General features: G+C 37.4%; 15 protein-coding genes. 12 read left to right on the top strand and 3 right to left on the bottom strand.

The window, feature by feature from the left end:
• Positions 1–116: 116 nt before the first annotated feature.
• The gene (locus AC4GZ8_RS06265; RefSeq protein ID WP_491080963.1) at positions 117–1,061 is read right to left on the bottom strand and encodes an MBL fold metallo-hydrolase; all 945 of its coding nucleotides are present in this window, start codon (positions 1,059–1,061) and stop codon (positions 117–119) included.
• Positions 1,062–1,403: 342 nt separating this feature from the next.
• Between AC4GZ8_RS06265 and AC4GZ8_RS06270 the strand changes: the two genes are divergently transcribed.
• The 5 genes from AC4GZ8_RS06270 to AC4GZ8_RS06290 are packed head-to-tail and all read left to right on the top strand — an operon-like array spanning position 1,404 to position 5,983.
• A complete protein-coding gene (locus tag AC4GZ8_RS06270) occupies positions 1,404–2,633 on the top strand; it encodes an ABC transporter substrate-binding protein (RefSeq protein WP_491081197.1) in 1,230 nt (409 codons plus the stop codon).
• 24 nt (positions 2,634–2,657) lie between these two features.
• Positions 2,658–3,524: a branched-chain amino acid ABC transporter permease gene (locus AC4GZ8_RS06275; protein WP_491080964.1), complete on the top strand. Its 867-nt coding sequence runs from the start codon at positions 2,658–2,660 to the stop codon at positions 3,522–3,524.
• Between the two features lies 1 nt (position 3,525).
• The gene (locus tag AC4GZ8_RS06280) at positions 3,526–4,500 is read left to right on the top strand and encodes a branched-chain amino acid ABC transporter permease (RefSeq protein ID WP_491080965.1); all 975 of its coding nucleotides are present in this window, start codon (positions 3,526–3,528) and stop codon (positions 4,498–4,500) included.
• Positions 4,501–4,526: 26 nt separating this feature from the next.
• Complete coding sequence (locus AC4GZ8_RS06285) at positions 4,527–5,297, top strand: ABC transporter ATP-binding protein (RefSeq protein WP_491080966.1); 771 nt, start codon at positions 4,527–4,529, stop codon at positions 5,295–5,297.
• On the top strand, positions 5,291–5,983 hold the full coding sequence (locus AC4GZ8_RS06290) for an ABC transporter ATP-binding protein (RefSeq protein WP_491080967.1): 693 nt from the start codon (positions 5,291–5,293) through the stop codon (positions 5,981–5,983). Before AC4GZ8_RS06285 ends, AC4GZ8_RS06290 begins: the two co-directional genes overlap by 7 nt.
• Before the next feature lie 279 nt (positions 5,984–6,262).
• Here the strand turns inward: AC4GZ8_RS06290 and AC4GZ8_RS06295 are convergent, their stop codons facing one another.
• Together AC4GZ8_RS06295 and AC4GZ8_RS06300 are read right to left on the bottom strand one after the other, a co-directional pair.
• Complete coding sequence (locus AC4GZ8_RS06295) at positions 6,263–6,505, bottom strand: ferredoxin (RefSeq protein ID WP_491080968.1); 243 nt, start codon at positions 6,503–6,505, stop codon at positions 6,263–6,265.
• A 29-nt stretch (positions 6,506–6,534) separates the two neighbouring features.
• Positions 6,535–7,527, bottom strand: coding sequence for an NAD(P)/FAD-dependent oxidoreductase (locus AC4GZ8_RS06300; RefSeq protein WP_491080969.1), 993 nt, complete (start codon positions 7,525–7,527; stop codon positions 6,535–6,537).
• A gap of 365 nt (positions 7,528–7,892) precedes the next feature.
• Between AC4GZ8_RS06300 and AC4GZ8_RS06305 the strand changes: the two genes are divergently transcribed.
• The 7 genes from AC4GZ8_RS06305 (at position 7,893) to AC4GZ8_RS06335 (ending at position 13,953) form a co-directional block, all read left to right on the top strand.
• On the top strand, positions 7,893–8,690 hold the full coding sequence (locus AC4GZ8_RS06305) for an enoyl-CoA hydratase/isomerase family protein (protein ID WP_491080970.1): 798 nt from the start codon (positions 7,893–7,895) through the stop codon (positions 8,688–8,690).
• A 126-nt stretch (positions 8,691–8,816) separates the two neighbouring features.
• Entirely contained in the window at positions 8,817–9,731 is a 915-nt protein-coding gene (locus AC4GZ8_RS06310) for a CoA transferase subunit A (RefSeq protein ID WP_491080971.1), read from the top strand.
• Between the two features lie 15 nt (positions 9,732–9,746).
• Positions 9,747–10,520 carry a CoA-transferase subunit beta gene (locus AC4GZ8_RS06315; RefSeq protein ID WP_491080972.1) on the top strand — a complete coding sequence of 258 codons (774 nt, stop codon included), beginning with the start codon at positions 9,747–9,749 and terminating at the stop codon, positions 10,518–10,520.
• A gap of 1 nt (position 10,521) precedes the next feature.
• Positions 10,522–10,971: an acyl-CoA thioesterase gene (locus AC4GZ8_RS06320; RefSeq protein WP_491080973.1), complete on the top strand. Its 450-nt coding sequence runs from the start codon at positions 10,522–10,524 to the stop codon at positions 10,969–10,971.
• A gap of 73 nt (positions 10,972–11,044) precedes the next feature.
• A complete protein-coding gene (locus AC4GZ8_RS06325; RefSeq protein WP_491080974.1) occupies positions 11,045–11,923 on the top strand; it encodes a PaaX family transcriptional regulator in 879 nt (292 codons plus the stop codon).
• Positions 11,924–12,076: 153 nt separating this feature from the next.
• Positions 12,077–12,856: an enoyl-CoA hydratase-related protein gene (locus AC4GZ8_RS06330; protein WP_491080975.1), complete on the top strand. Its 780-nt coding sequence runs from the start codon at positions 12,077–12,079 to the stop codon at positions 12,854–12,856.
• Positions 12,857–12,972: 116 nt separating this feature from the next.
• Positions 12,973–13,953, top strand: coding sequence for an MBL fold metallo-hydrolase (locus tag AC4GZ8_RS06335; RefSeq protein ID WP_491080976.1), 981 nt, complete (start codon positions 12,973–12,975; stop codon positions 13,951–13,953).
• Positions 13,954–14,060: the final 107 nt, after the last annotated feature.

A 14,060-nucleotide genomic window follows, 5' to 3' on the forward strand; every position in this document is an offset into this window, starting at 1 on the left:
TTGATAAAAGAGACTTTAAAAATATCGATTAAAATGTGTCTTTTTAATAGGTTTTAATCATAATCCACTTTCCTTTTTTATTTTTAAAAAATAGAATTCTATTTTACGTAATATCTCTAAACACCCTCAACTAGTTTTTTACTAACCTTCCCTTGAACATCTAAGTAATCTAAAAATCCGATAATTTCTGACATAACAAGGGCGAATTGTTTTTCATAGATACTCTTGTAATAGATTTGAGCAAGGGAGCTTCCGGTATTGAAGCCTTCATTGATTAAATTTAACAATTTTTCCGATTTTTCTTCAATTCTTTCAAGTCTTTTTTGAATGAGTTCATTTGGTGTTTTAATGATCTCACCATGTCCGGGAAAAACAAGATCTAGTTGTAAGGAGCTGCATTTCCTTAAAGAATTGATATGCTCAACTAATGTATGTATCCTATTTCCATATAAATCTGGTTCAACTAATGCATTGCTTGATATGTGGCTAATCAATAAATCACCAGATAATAACCATTTGTTTTTCGAATCATACAGGGCTATTTGATCAGGGGCATGGCCTGGGGTGTTGATAATGTCAAAATGATGCAGTTGAGAATCTTCCAATGGATGAAGCATAGCTGTAATGGCATTTTTCCTGTTCTTGGTTATGGCTTCTTTTAAATACTCAACCTGTTTCTTTCCCATTTCTCCACAGCCCATTTGTGCATAAAGGATTGAAAAGAATTCAACTCTCATTTTTAGGAAAGTATTGTCTCTTGTTAGGCGGGGAATGGACAAAGGGTGAGTGTATATCGGAATTTTATGTTCATTGTTAAGGCGATTTACCAGCCCAATATGGTCAATATGATGGTGTGTAAGAATGATGTCGGTTAAATCAGTCAAGGAAAACCCATTTTCATTCAATATATTAATGAGTGCATTGTAACAATCATCGTTATTTAACCCTGCATCAACCAGAGAAAGAGAATGCTCTGTTTTTACTAGATAAAAGTTAATACTTTTTAGGCTGGATTGACTGGGGATCAATATCGGGATAATTTCAACGCTCTTGTTCTTCATTACCTCCAAATTTTTCACCTCTTTTATTTTGGAATAAAGTTTCCGAAAAAAGTCTTATTGCTATTACCAATATTACTACAGAAGCACTAAAAAATAAATACTATACATAACGATTTTAGAACGAAAAAATATTTTATGCATTGTTATTTCAGCTATTTCATCTTGGTTAATTAATGTTTCCTTTCGTATATTGAAATAATTGCATTTTATTTTATTAACGAAAGTTAAAAAAAGATATTGATTAATAGTACTTTCAGATATATTCTAATATTTAGAATACTTAAAGGGAGGGCAGGGAATTTTGTAAGCGGTTACTAAATGCGTATTTTTACTAAGGGGTGGATGGATGTGAAGAGAAGATTATCTAAAATGTTCAGTTTCATCTTAGTTTTAACCTTACTAGCTGCTTGTGGGAATAGTGCAATTAACACAAGTTCAAATGAAGAAAGAAATGAAGCATCGCAACAGGGTGAAAGTGCTGAAACGATAAAGATTGGTTCTATTCTTCCGTTTTCGGGAGTATATGCATCACTTGGTAAAGATTTATCCGATGGAATGAAATTATATTTTGACAGCATCAATTGGAAAGTAGAAGGGAAAAAGATTGAGTTAATTGAGGAAGATACAGAAGCTGATCCTCAAGTTGCTTTGAGAAAATTACGTAAGCTTATGGATCAAGATAACATTGATATTTTAAATGGGGCGGTAAGCACTGCCGTTGCCTATGCTATTCGTGATGAGGTGGATTCAAAAAAATTGCCTTATCTTACTTCACATGCGGGAGGAAATGATTTAACGAGAGGAAAGCGCAGCGACTATATTTGGAGATCCTCCTTTTCATCCTGGCAAATCGGTCACTCTATGGGGGAATGGGCTTTTGAAAACGTTGGAGATAAAATGTACATTGCAGCTGCTGACTATGCTTTTGGAAGAGAGGTTTCAGCAGCATTTATAGAGGCTTACAAAAATGCAGGGGGAGAAATTGTCGGAGAAGTATATCCGCCGCTTGGAAATAATGATTATTCCTCCTACTTAACAACCATTGGTGGAGTGGAAGCGGATGGAGTGTATGGATTTTTTGCTGGTAGTGATGCCGTACGATTCGTTCAGCAGTTTGAACAGTTTGGGTTAAAAGAAAAATTCAAACTTGTAGGATCTGGGTGGTTAGTCGCAGAGGATTTACGTGAAACAATTGGGAACGCTGCAGAAGGTACTTTTGCGTCAACATTCTGGGATTACAATTTAGAAACTGAGGAAAATCAAGCATTTGTTAAAGCATACGAAGAAGCTTATAACAGAAGACCAACGATCGAATCATTAAAAGGATATGATGCAGCCCGCATCATTGCGGAGGCCATTACTGTCACTAAAGGAGATGTATCAGATTCTGAGAAGCTGGTAGAAGCCATCGCAAATGTTTCGTTTACAAGTCCAAGAGGAGAGATTTCGTTTGATAAAGAAACACATCATGTGATTCAAAATATGTACATTTCAGAAACCGTTCTTTCTGAAGGAAAAACAGAAAATAAAATCATCGATACGATTGAAAAGGTTCAGGATCCAGGCAAGTAATCAGGATAAGAAAGGAGTTTTGAGATGGATCTAATCGGAGCGCAATTAGTAAACGGTGTGTCATATGGTCTGCTGTTATTTATCATTACATGTGGATTATCCCTAGTATTTGGGATATTGGGAGTTCTAAATTTAGCGCATGGTTCAATGTATATGTTCGGTGCCTACATTGCCTATTCATTAACCGCAACATATACCCAAAGCTTCTGGATTGCATTACTCATTTCCCCGATTTGTGTAGCGTTGTTAGCGTTAGTGGTGGAGCTCATTTTGCTCCGCCCAACCTATCAATTAGGCCACTTATCTCAAGTATTACTAACATTTGGCTTAGCTTATGTTTTTCATGACATCGCATCATATATATGGGGATCGAATGTTCTTACAATTCAAGTACCCCCTGTTTTCTCAGGCTCTATTTCTGTGTTTGGCCAAGTTTTCCCGGCTTATCGAATTGTTGTCATAGTGATCGGAATCATCATTGCGGCATTGTTGTGGTTTATCCAAGCAAAAACAAGATGGGGGGCCATTATTCGGGCTGGGTTGAATGATAAAGAAATGGTGAGTGCCCTTGGGGTAAACATTAAACTTGTATTTACGATTGTGTTTATAGTAGGGGGACTTTTAGCTGGTTTCGGTGGGGTTATTGCTGGCCCAATTCTCGGCATTTATCCTAGTATGGAATTCCAAACATTGATACTTGCTCTCGTTGTGCTTGTGATTGGGGGTCTTGGCTCAATCGCTGGAACCTTAGTGGCGGGGCTGCTTGTCGGAGTATTTGAAACTTTTAGCCGATTTCTTTTCCCTGAACTCAGCATGTTTCTTATTTTTGGATTGATGGTCATGGTTCTCGTTGTTAAGCCAAATGGATTATTTGGAAAGAAGGTGGCTTGACATGAAAAAAACATTTGCCAAATACCTAATGATCATTCTCGCTTTATGTTTAACACCTTTTTTCTTATCTCTTTTTCATTTGAATTTGTTGTCTGAAATTCTTATCTTTGGCATCTTTGCACTAAGTTTGAATGTATTGGTTGGATATACGGGCCTTGTTTCGTTAGGGCATGCAGCTTTCTTTGGAGTTGGTGCATATACCGCAGGATTAGTCGCTAAAAATCTGACTAGTAACCTATTTATGACAGTAGGTATGACTGTGTTGATATCTGTTCTTGTAGCTGCTTTGATTGGTTTATTTTGTTTAAAAGTAAGTGGGTTTTACTTTTTAATGTTAACACTGGCATTCTCTCAGATGATTTATTCCTATATCTATCAATCTACAAATTTGACCGGGGGATCTAACGGATTATCAGGAATACCAAAGGCAGTAGTAGGATCGTTTCAGTTTGCTAATCCCGTCTACATTTTCTATCTAATCTTGCTTTTCTTTTTACTCACTTATTTTGCTCTTAGACTTGTCGTGAAATCTCCATTTGGTCAGGTGTTAATTGGGATCCGTGAAAACGAAACTAGAATTAAGTCTATGGGATATAACACTTACATTTATAAGTACTCGGCTTTTTTAATAGCAGGATGCTTTGGGGGGCTCGCAGGATCATTATACACATATTTTAATGGATTTGTTGCACCTAGTGATGTGTATTGGACCATGTCAGGTGCTGCACTCATCATGGTATTAATCGGTGGAGCGGGAACAATGAACGGCCCGGTTTTCGGGGCAGCCTTATTTGTCACACTTGAAACATTGATCAGCTCGTACACAAATTCATGGATGTTGATTGTCGGATCAGTCTTTATTATTTTCGTGATCTTCTTCCCGAAAGGAATCGTTGGGATTGGGGAAAGTGTCGTCCAATTCATAAAGACGAGAAAGCAACAAGCATATGAGCAAAAAAAATCTCATGCTACTTAATGTAAATAAGATAAGAGGTGAGTTGCTTGGATAGAGACAAAATCTTAACAATAAGTGGAATAGGTAAGAGTTTTGGCGGGTTACACATATTAAAAAATATTTCTCTTGAAGTGGAAAAAGGAGAAAGAATTGGAATTATAGGTCCCAATGGTGCTGGTAAAACAACGTTTTTTAATTTATTAACGGGAGATTTGGAGCCAAGCTTTGGTGAAATTTATTACGGAAAAACAAATATTTCAAAACACCCGAATTATAAACGTGCCCGTAATGGTATCGTTAGAACCTTTCAAAAAAATAATCTTCTAAATGATCTGTCTGTGATTGATAATTTGCTGCTTGTTTTACAGAGGAAACAAGGGATTGGTCATATATGGTTCAAGCAGAGAGAGGCAAAGCAATATCATGGGCTTTTTGAAAAGGCAGATGAACTGCTTGAAAAATGGGGGTTATTTCATCAACGAAATGCTATTGTGAAAAATTTATCCTATGGTGAACAAAGGCAAATTGAAATATTACTTGGTGTTGCAACAGAGCCTGCTATTCTATTACTTGATGAACCAACGGCTGGAATGTCTCAGTCTGAAACGAACTACATCGTTGATCTGCTTTATAAGCTGCCAAAGGATTTAACAGTTATGATTATTGAGCATGATCTTGATATCGTTTTTGGATTAGCAGACCGTATGGTTGTGTTATTTGAGGGGGAAATATTAATAGACGGTGATCCTGAAGTAGTAAGAAAAGATGAGAGAGTGAACAAAATCTATATTGGAAGTGGAGATGAAGTCGAATGTTAGATGTTCAAAATCTTCATACTTACTATGGAGAAAGCCATATCCTCCACGATGTATCACTAAAAGTGAAAAAAGGCACAGTTTCTGTCCTTCTCGGTCGTAATGGGATGGGAAAGACAACAACTCTCCATTCCATAATGGGAATTGTACCGCCTAAAAGTGGAAAGGTGTCGATGAAAAGCACACAAATAGATGGAAAGCCAAGCTATCAAATTTCCAAGCATGGAATTGGGATTGTGCCTCAAGGGAGAAGAATTTTTAGTGATTTAACAGTGAAAGAAAATTTATTAACTACTTTTCGACCAATAACAAATGGCTGGAATTTAAACAAAATATATGATTTGTTTCCGAGGCTTAAAGAGAGAGAAACATCAATGGGAGGAACGCTTAGCGGCGGGGAGCAGCAAATGCTATCAATTGGAAGAGCACTTATGACGAATCCAGAGTTGCTCTTACTCGATGAGCCATCAGAAGGTCTCTCTCCGTTAATGGTTAGAGAAGTGATGAAAATTATAAGACAGCTAAAAGATAATGGCATGTCTATGCTGCTAGTTGAACAGAATTTAGCCATGGCGATGGAGTTAGCAGATTATATTTACATTATAAACAAAGGGTCTATTGTCTTTGAGGGAACACCAGAGGAATTTAATTTAGATGTAAAAAATAAATATTTATCATTAAGTTCGTAGTTTAAATGGCCAGTTGAAAGCTGGCTATTTTTTTGGTAAGAATAAAAAATAAAGCAGGTGAATTGAACCTGCTTTTCTATAGTAGTCTAGGAAATATTCTTGTACTGTGGATAAGCGCGCGGTATCCAGCTCCGGAGCACAGGACGTTGCGGTTTTAGACTGCCAGCGCCTAGCCCCTCGAGGTCGTAAGTCAATTTGGAATTGAAGGCAAAGAACACCTTCTATTCCAAATAGCCTTATTTGCCCTAGGCTGATCAAGGCACTTGCGCTATTGTTCTTTTATACATTAGCGTGTGTATGAAAAGGCTGATTAGAAACCTTTATCGATTCGGTTGGACACCCTTCTTGTGCATCAATTAAGTCATCTTCTAAGTCTTCGCTAACTGCTGTGACTCCCTGGTTATGATCTAAAATCGCTTCTGCTATTCCTTCATCATCATAATCAAAAATGTCAGGAGCCGTAGCCCCGCATGCCCCACATGCTATACATGTTTCCTTATCAACCATTGTATATTTAGCCATCGATATCGCCTCCAATGAAATTATAGGGGTTACGCAAATAAACTTGTGCTATGAAGCGGTTGCACTTTAGCTTTTGGATCGATAAAAGCCTTTGCATTATTAACAGCAGTTGGCGCTTCACCAAAACCTGTGGCGATTAGTTTTACTTTTCCTTCGTACGTACAGATGTCTCCAGCAGCGTAAACGCCTGGGATATTTGTCTCCATTTTAGAATTCACAACAATTGAATTTTTTTCAATGGTGAGTCCCCAGTTTTTCATTGGACCAAGTGATGATAAGAATCCATAGTTAATAATGACATCATCCACTTCCAATATTTCTTCCTTACCAGTTTTTGCATGCTCCAGGCAAACGGAATGAATTGTCTTTCCATCGCCATTTAAACTTTTAGGGATATACGGTGTTTTTATGTTAACGTTGCTTTCCATTAAGCTGGTAACGCTTGATTCATGGGCACGAAACTTGTCACGACGGTGAACAAGAGTTACATGATCAGCGATGGGCTCAAGCATTAAGGACCAGTCAACAGCAGAGTCACCTCCGCCGCAAACAAGGACCCGTTTCTTTCTAAACTTTTCAAGATTGTCAATAAAGTAGTGAAGATTACTTGATTCATAGATTTCAGCATTGTCTAACTCAAGTTTGCGAGGCTGAAAGGCACCGTTTCCAGCGGTGAGAATCACGGATTTTGTTAGATGAACTTCCTTATTTGTCGTAAGTCGAATAAGACCATCCTCCAGCACCTCCAGGTTCTCAACCATTTGTTCTAGACAGATGGTTGGGCTGAAATGTAGTGCTTGCTCTGTTAAGCGATCAATTAATTCCTGTGCACGAACTTTAGGAAATCCAGCGATATCGTAAATATATTTTTCCGGGTATAGAGCAGATAGTTGCCCCCCTAATTGGGGTAAACTCTCAATAATCTTAACTGAAGAGTTTCTCATTCCAGCATAAAATGCAGCAAATAAGCCTGTGGGTCCTCCTCCTATAATGGTTATCTCATGAACAGATTGATTTGACATAAAAAACCTCCTAATGGCTATTATTACGTTTATTTAACTATCGTTAATTATTAGTAATATAAAGTATTCTAAAAAGTCTGTCAAGGTGTTGTGGAAATAAATAATTTACTTATTTTATCTATTATGAATAGTTGTACTTATTAAAGTATGATCTTTAAGGCATGTGATCAACAAGTTAAAGATTATGTTTTTATAACGTTCGTGAAATAATCAGTATTCTGGAGTATCCTTGAGAAAAAGTTAGATTAAGTGTAATTTTCTCCTGAAAATAGGATGTCATTAACTTTGAAAATTGGAAAAGCATTCTGTATATTATGAATTAGTTACGAAAGAAATTAATCCATAACAATTTAGGAGGTTTTATCATGTCAATCACACTATCTGAAACGAAAACGCTTACAGTGAAGAAAACTAATGGAATTGCAGAGGTACACATACATGTGAACAAAACAAATGCTTATGATCTTGAATATTACAGAGAATTAAATGCGGCAATTGATGATATTCGCTTTGATAATGATATTAAAGTCGCTGTTTTAATGAGTGATATGCCGAAGTTTTTCTCAGCTGGAGCAAATATTAATTTCTTAAAAGCAGCAGAGCCACGCTTCAAAACACAGTTTTGCCTATTCTGTAACGAAACACTTGATAAAATCGCCCGCTCTCCACAAATTTGGATTGCTTGTTTAGAAGGACATACAGTTGGCGGCGGATTGGAAATGGCACTGGCTTGTGACTTACGCTTTATGGGAGATGAAGCAGGTAAAATCGGATTACCTGAAATTACACTGGGAGTATTAGCTGGTACAGGAGGAACACAACGTTTAGCCCGTCAAGTAGGACATTCTAAAGCACTTGACCTAAATTTAACTGGTGAAACACTAACCCCACAAGAAGCTTTAGAAATTCAATTAGTTGATCGTGTTTTCCCTCAAGCTGAAACAAGAGCAAAAACATTGGAATACGCAGAGAAAATTGCCAGCAGTGCAACATATGCAGCATCAAATATTAAACTATCCATTATGAATGGAAAAGAAATGCCATTAAATGTAGCTGTTCGCTACGAAGGTGAGCTTCAAAATCTACTATTCCGTTCACAAGATGCTCAAGAAGGGCTAAGCGCATTCATTGAGAAACGTGAAGCTAATTGGTCTGGACAGTGAACAAAGATGATAAATGGCGATATCGGATAACCGATATCGCCGTTTTTATCCCTCTCTTCGGGCAGTAAGACTTCCACTGATGGAAGTTTCACTTTATAAGAATAAAAGAATGGAAGTGAGTGTTAAATGAGGAATAAGCTTCAAACCTTGTCAGAGTCAATTGATGAGCATATTCAACATGGTGATTCTGTTGTGCTTGGTGCTTGCCTGGAACCGATGATTCCCTTTGCAGCTGCACATGAAATGATTCGCCAGGAAAAAAGCGAGTTAACGGTCATTGCTCCAATTTCAGATATTTTGTTTGATATGTTAATTGGTGATGGAAGAGTGAAAAAAATCATTGCTGCTTGGGCAGGGAATGTAAGTGCAGGTCTTGGCCATAATTATCGTCGTTCAATTGAAAAAAGTATCCCTTTTAAGATAGAAGTTGAAGATCACAGCAATTTTTCAATAGGATTAGCACTTTTAGCCGGTGCGATGGGGGTGCCGTATTTACCAACGAAAACCCTCTTAGGAACCGGACTTTTATCAAGTAATCGAAACTTTAAGGTGGATGAATATAACGGAGAAAAGCTTGTCCATGTTCCTGCTTTAAATCCTGATGTGGCCGTCATTGGGGTACAACGTGCAGACAAAAACGGAAATGCCCATCTTTGGGGGAATATTGGCGTGGCTCAAGATGCTGCACTTGCAAGTAAGAAGGTCATTTTATTAGCGGAAGAAATAGTGGATACGAGTGTGATAGAAAGTGATCCTAATCGAGTCTTTGTACCAGGATTTAAAGTTACATCTGTCGTTCATTGTCCGGCATTTTGCCATCCTTCGCCAATGCAAGGGCATTATGGCAGGGATCATGCGTTTTTCCATACGTATCATACAGAAACAAAGACAAGAGAAGGGTTTATCAATTGGATCAATAAGTGGGTAAAAGATATCCAAACACATGAAAACTATTTAGAGTTAGTCGGTCAATCAAGGGTTGAATCATTAAGAGTAAAGAGTCATCATTTAGCCGCACCGGTTAATTATGCCTCTGAATAAAAGGGAGTGAAGAAGTTGACCTTTACAACAGAAGAGTTAATGGTTGTTGCTGCTGCAAGAGAAATAAAAGATCAAGAAGTTGTTTTTGTTGGCATGCGTTTACCAATGCTTGCCTTTGCAGTTGCGAAAAAACTGCATGCCCCAAATGCCGTTGGATTTTATGAGTGTGGAATAGTCCGTGATGAACCTTCTAAAACGTTGCTATATACAATGGGTGATACTCCTAACGTGATTGGTGCACAGTGGTGTACGACAACAAATCATTTAATGTTTTTAATGCAGCAAGGTAACGTCGATTGCGGGTTTATCGGTGGAGCAGAAATAGATAAATACGGAAATGTAAACACCTCATACATCGGGGATTACAAAGAACCGAAAATCAAACTCCCAGGCAGCGGTGGAGCAGCAGATATTGCATCACTATCGAAAAGGCTTCTTGTCATTATGAATCACGAGAAAAGAAGGTTTAGAGAGAAGGTTGATTATGTTACTTCCCCAGGATATGGCAGCGGAGGAAATTGGAGAGAGGAGCAAGGTCTTCCGCGTGGCGGCGTTGGAACATTAATTACTACACTTGGACTCATGAAACCTGACCCTGTGACGAAGGAATTGGAACTCATTAGTGTTCATCCTGGTATCACTGTGGCGGATGTAAAGGAAAATACAGGCTGGGATATAAAAATATCTGCTAACTTAATTGAAACAGTTCCACCTTCTGCTGAAGAACTTCATGTTATTCGGAAGATTGATCCTGAAGGATTCTGGACAGGAAAGAAAAAGGGGGATTAATATGCGTTCAAATGAAATAAACATCATGGTCAATTGGGGAGATACTGATAAAGCAGGTATTGTCTATTATCCAAATTATTTTAAATGGTTTGATATAGCAGGTCATCAATTCTTCCGCAGCTGTAACTTGTCTCCGCAAAAGCTGGAGGAGGAAAGAAATATCATTCTTCCACTATTAGACGCAAGATGCAGTTTTGAAAAACCTTTATTATATGAAGATATTATTACGATTCATACTGTAGTACAGGAAATAAATAATAAGACAATTAAATTAAGTCATGAAGTTTTTAAAGGAAATGTTCGAACAGGTCACGGATATGAGCTAAGAGGCTGGGTAAGTCAAAAAGAAAATGAAATAAAAGCTGTGCCAATTCCTTTTGATGTTATAGACATATTAAAAGAAGATATTCATTCAAAAGACATGGCAGAAAAAACGGTATTTAATGCATAATCACAAGCTATCCTCTATAATTAAAAGATGTCTCGAATTAAAATAACATATATCAATTTGGATGGTGAGGAAGTTGAAGCCAAGGTCTTTGATGTTTACCTTGTACGGTGAGTACATTGAATATTATGGAGGAGAAGTTTGGGTTGGAAGCTTAATTCAATTAATGAGCCATTTTGGAGTTTCAGAATCTTCTGTAAGAGGTGCTATCTTACGAATGGTGCAAAAAAACTTATTAAAAGTCCGAAAAATAGGAAATAAAAGCTATTATTCATTAACGGATCAAGGAAAACGTAGAATGGAAGATGGAGTAAAAAGGGTTTATACAACACAGAGTGAAAAATGGGATGGTATGTGGCGAATTCTAACCTATTCATTTCCAGAAGAAAAACGGGAACTTCGCAATGAGATCAGAAAAGAATTAAACTGGACAGGATTTGGAGCTATCTCAAACAGCACATGGGTTAGTCCAAATGCATTGGAAGAACAAGTGTTAGAAATGATTCAAACGTATCAAATTGAAGAGAATACCTTCTTGTTTAGTTCTTCTTCGATTGTTTCACATGACAACCAAAGTATTATTAACAAAGGCTGGGATCTTGATGCAATATCAAGTGAGTATGATATTTTTATAAACAAATATACCTCGATATATGAAACTTTATGTGACAAAGCACTAGATAACAGCATGACAGATGTTGAGTGTTTTATTGAAAGAACAAAACTTGTCCATGAATATCGAAAGTTTCTCTTTCAGGACCCGGGTTTCCCGCGCGATTTGCTGCCTGCTAAATGGTCAGGTACAAAGGCAAGGGAATTATTTTGGAATATCCATCAGCTAATTTCAATACCTGCAGTCCGCTTTTTTGAAACTCTTTATGAAGCTGCCCCTGATCGTGATATCCAGCCAAAGCGTGACAAAGCAATAAATCCATTTAGAGATGTACGTGTATAAGTTCAATTAACGTTGTTGATTTGTTTTTTTGTCTAACTCCATCTGCGATACCGTTTCTGATTGCTAGGAAATGATAAAGGACGGATTTGTTTAGTCTATTAAGGTTTCTTGTCAATGATTAATCTACAGATCTCAGAGAATTGAGGGGTTTACATGAGGAAAGTGTTAATGGAAATCAGGGATCATCTTGCGTTCGTTACGATTAACCGTGAAGAACAATTAAATTGTTTTGATTATGAAACATTAGTAGAGTTGGAAAACATTGTAGAAGACATCAAGTTAAATAAGGAAATCCGAGTTGTAATAATCACAGGAGCAGGTGAAAAGGCTTTTAGTGCCGGGGCTGATTTAAAAGAAAGACGTACTTTAACGGAAAAAGAAGTAAGAAGAAATGTAAACAAAATTCGAGATGTTTTCACAATGATTGAAGAACTGCCGCAGCCAACAATTGCTGCGATAAACGGATACGCGCTAGGCGGGGGTTTTGAGCTTGCTCTTGTTTGTGATTTTCGCTATGCGATCAATACCGCTCAAATGGGCTTAACTGAAGTTAGCTGGGGGATTATTCCCGGTGCAGGCGGAACCCAGCGTTTAAGCCGTTTAATTGGTACGTCAAAAGCAAAGGAATTTATTCTTACTGCCAGAAAAATAGATGCTCAACAGGCTTTTGAATTAGGAATCATCAATAAAGTCGTTGATCAGATGGATGAGTTATCGAGAAGCTCTATATCATTGGCTGAAGAAATCATGAAGAATGGGCCTCTCGCTGTTACTCAAGCTAAATATGCGATTCATTATGGATCAAGTGTTGATATGCATACAGGTCTCGCTATTGAATCTAAAGCCTATGAAGTCATAATTCCTTCAAAGGATAGAATAGAAGCTTTAGAAGCTTTTAGAGATAAGCGGCCGCCGACCTTTAAAGGGGAATGATATCATCGTAACTATTAAAAAGTAAGCGTCGTCATATGTGTCCTCGTCCCAGGGGATTGAATGGCTGTAATTGTAATATATCTTTTGTTGTGATGGATTAAATGGGGGTGAAGCAGGTGAATATTGAGAAGATAAAGTACGATGGATATCGAATCGGGATTCCGGTTCCGTTTCCAATGAAGTATGTTTACTGCTATCTTTTTAAACAGAATGACGGATATGCCTTGATTGATGTTGGTTTCAATTATAGTGAAGCAAGAGAAGCTTGGGGAAAAGTGTTTGATTATTTGAACATTCAATTTTCAGATATAAAGACAATTTATTTAACACATTTTCACCCTGACCATACGGGACTGTCTGGTTGGATGCAAGAATTAACAGGTGCAGACGTTTATATGCATGATATCGATGCTGAAATGATGGTAAGAGTATGGGGAGAAAACAGCGTCCAAACATTAAAAATGAAAGACATGATCCTTGACCATGGTGTTCCGGAACAACTAAGTGAAAAGATTATTTTGCATATGGAGAAGCTAAGGACAAACGTTCTTCCATTGCCAAAGATGAAAACAATTGGCTCAGAAGTTCAATTTGCCCAAAGGAATTGGAAGGTAATTCATACTCCGGGACACAGTAGTGGTCACGTGTGTTTCTATCAACAAGATGAGGGAGTTATGATTGCCGGTGATATGATTTTGGACAGAATTACTCCGAACATAAGTGTGTGGCCCGGTGCTAGTCAAAACCCTTTGCACGAATATATGGAATCCTTAAGGATGTTGAAAACTCTAACGATTAGTATTGCCTACACTTCACATCATTCATCAATTGAAAACATAAACCAGAGGATTGATGAACTTATTGCCCATCATTATGAGCGTTTGTTGAAAATCGAGGAGCTAGCTCAAGGAAAAACGGCCTTTGAAATAGCAGAGGTTTTATTTTTACATAAAAACTTAACTCCTCATCAATGGCGATTTGCTATTGCGGAAACAATTGCCCATTTAAACTATTTAGAACAAGAAAATAGAATTGAATGGGAAGGTACTAGGCCAATTGTTTATAAAAAAAGAGTGAATGTCCTGGGACAAAAGTAAATTCGCAAGTTTAACAAAATACTAGATTAAAAAACACATGAGTTCTAGTTCATAGAATTCATGTGTTTTTTTATTTAACGTTCGTAAATAAAACATAATAAAATCAT

The organism is Metabacillus sp. RB-C-LZQ-3-1 (genome assembly GCF_058315175.1).